The 2,617-nt window shown below is 71.3% G+C and carries 2 protein-coding genes and 1 pseudogene; all 3 read right to left on the bottom strand.

Features of this window, described 5'->3' with window-relative positions:
- The coding region (locus tag IJH84_RS01875) for a condensation domain-containing protein (protein WP_295139526.1) at positions 1-693 on the bottom strand (693 nt) is incomplete at its 3' end.
- Between the two features lie 223 nt (positions 694-916).
- Positions 917-2,221 carry a GNAT family N-acetyltransferase gene (locus tag IJH84_RS01870; protein ID WP_295139524.1) on the bottom strand — a complete coding sequence of 435 codons (1,305 nt, stop codon included), beginning with the start codon at positions 2,219-2,221 and terminating at the stop codon, positions 917-919.
- Positions 2,222-2,375: 154 nt separating this feature from the next.
- Positions 2,376-2,617: pseudogene (locus IJH84_RS01865) on the bottom strand (ectoine/hydroxyectoine ABC transporter ATP-binding protein EhuA); the annotation flags it as partial.

Genomic DNA, 2,617 nt, shown 5'->3' with positions numbered 1-2,617 from the left:
GCTGCGCCGCAGGAACGTGTGCGCGGTGCGGCCGCTGCGGCCGGCGAGGCCGACCGGGGCCGGGGCGTCGGCGAGGTGCTCGCGCCAGAACTCGGCGTCGCGCTCGAACTTCGCCGACTCGCGGTATTCGCGTTCGGCGTCCAGCAGCGCGCTCAACGGCTCGAACGGGGTCGCGCCGACCGGCTGCCCAGCGGCGAGAGCGCTGTAGACCTCGGCGACCCGGCGCATGACGATCGAGAAGCCGTAGCCGTCGATGGCCACGTGGTGAATCCGCTGGTACCAGAACCAGTGCCGGTCGGTGAGCTTGAACAGCGCGGCGGTGAACAGCCGCCCGTCCGGCCCGCCGACCGTGAGATCGACCGGTTCGGCCAGGTCAGCGCGCATCCAGCGCAGCGCGGCAGCCCGCGGACCGGACTCGGCGGTGAGGTCGACGACCGGCAGCCGCGGGTCCCAGGCCGGCTCGATCACCTGCTGCGGGGCGTCCGCGTCGTCGATCACGCGCAGGCGCAGCGCGTCCGCCTCGGCGAGGACGGTGCGCAGCGCCGCGCGGAACAGCTCCGGGTCGATCGGGCCGTGGATCTCGACGTACTCGCTGGTGTTGTAGATCGGGTTCGCGCCATCGAGCGCTTGCGCGAACCAGATCCCCGCCTGCGCGGCGGACAGCGGCAGCGACGCGCCAGGAAGCTCCGGCATCGTTCTCCCCACGGTCACACGGACGAAGTAAGGCTAACCTTATTTCACCCGCGCGCCGCGCACCAGAACGTATGGCTCGTGCTTTACCTCTCAGTCCTGCGCAGACGCAACGCCCGCGGGCGCGGCCCGCAGCACCTGCTCCATTCGGCCCAATCGCCGGCGCACGAGGAGCGAGCGCCGACTTCGACCGGCCCCTTGGAACGGAGGTCGCGCTCGCCGCCGATCAGCGCGGGTGGATCATCAGCGCGGAGTTCTTGCCGGGCAGACCGACTTCGCGAGCGCGACCGAACCCGCCCTTGCCGAACGCAGCCACCGAAGCTCCATTGTGGACATTCGGCTCGGCGACCACCCGGCGGCAGTCCTGATCGGCGCCGAGCAACCCCTGCGCCACCGCAGCCAGCAGCGACGAACCGAGCCCGCGGCCGACGGCGTCGGACTCCCCGATCGCGATGTGCACGCCCAGGTCGTTCGGCTCGAACGGGTAGCAGGCCGAAAGCTTGTCCCGCAGCACCCGGTACAGCTCGACGTAAGCGACCTCCCGGCCGTCCCGGCTGACCAGGCAAGGCATCGAATGCTCACCGGCCAGCTGGGTGCCGAGCTCGTCGGTCCAGCGGCGCAACGACCACGCCTGGTTCCAGTTGGTCGCCACGTGCTCGGCGTTCATCCAGCGGTGCACCAGCGCCGGATCGTCGGAGTCCAGCCGAACCGGCCGCAACGACCAGCCCTCGCCCAGCTCCGGGATCGGCACGCCCGGCACGTCGGTGTCGTTCACCTTGGCGCGCAACGGGTTCGGCACCTCGTGGTGCACCGGCCGCACCTCGACCCTGTCGCCGTTGCGGTAGCGCAGCCCGGACCCGTTGAGCACCGCGAAGTCGGTGAGCGTGGTGCTGGTGAGCCAGTGCCGCACGATCCGCTCGGTCTCCGGATAGGTGTCGCGGATCGCGGTCAGCGCCGCGGTCAGCAGCTCCAGCAGCTCCTGCTCGTCGGCGACGCCGCGCAGCCCGAACCGTCCGATCGCGGCCAGCGACCGGGCGCTGAGCAGGCGCGCGGTGACGTCGGCCAGGTCGGCCTTTCCGTCGACGTTGCGCAATGCGGGGGTGAGCGTGCCCTCCACGTGCGTGGCCAGCCAGCGACGTGCCTCGTCGGCCGAGGACACACCGTCTGCGAGCACGTCGACCTCGTGGTCGCCCGCCAGCGGATCCACCGCCCCGTTGCCTACGGCCTGCAGCAGCCAGTCCACCAGCGTGCCGCTGCTCTCGGCGTTGATCGGGGCGTCCGCGGTGGCGCGCCCGCGCGCGTCCGCCGAACAGGCCGCTGCCAGCAGAGCGGACTCGGCGAGCGCACCGGAGTCCGCGACGCGGATCGGACCGAAGCCGTGCGCACCCGTGGGCGAGCGGTAGGTGATCTCGGTGCTGAACCGCAACGGCCCGATGGTGACCTTCAGCGGCCCATCGGCGACCGGCGTGTGCGTCTCGGCCAGCCAGCGCCGCAACAGCACCGCGGTCCGCGGATCGGTCCGTTCAGTCACACCGCACTCCTCTGTCGTCCCCGACTTGGCAAGCCGAGCCTAACCAAAGCGCGCGGATCGGCCGCGGGCGCGCCCGGCACGCGCCGTATCGCGCCGATCACTGCGTGCTTTCCCGCGGCTGCGGGCAAAACTCGGCGGCCCCACCCAAGTGCTTTCACAGCACTCGGTCAAGGAATTCCCGAGTCCGGCTTCGCTTGGGCCGTTGGAGGACTTCGCGCGCGGAACCCGATTCGACCACCAGCCCCTGGTCCAGGAACACCACGGAGTCCGCGGCCTGCCGGGCGAATCCGATCTCGTGCGTGACCACGATCATGGTCAGTCCCGCCCCGGCGAGGTCGCCGAGGACGTCGAGCACCTCGCCGACCAGTTGCGGGTCCAGCGCGCTGGTCGGCTCGT

This window comes from Saccharopolyspora sp., assembly GCF_017434145.1.
GTDB lineage: Bacteria > Actinomycetota > Actinomycetes > Mycobacteriales > Pseudonocardiaceae > Saccharopolyspora_C > Saccharopolyspora_C galaxeae.
The sequence above is the reverse complement of the archived record's forward strand: the minus strand, read 5'-3'. Positions and strand labels throughout refer to the sequence as shown.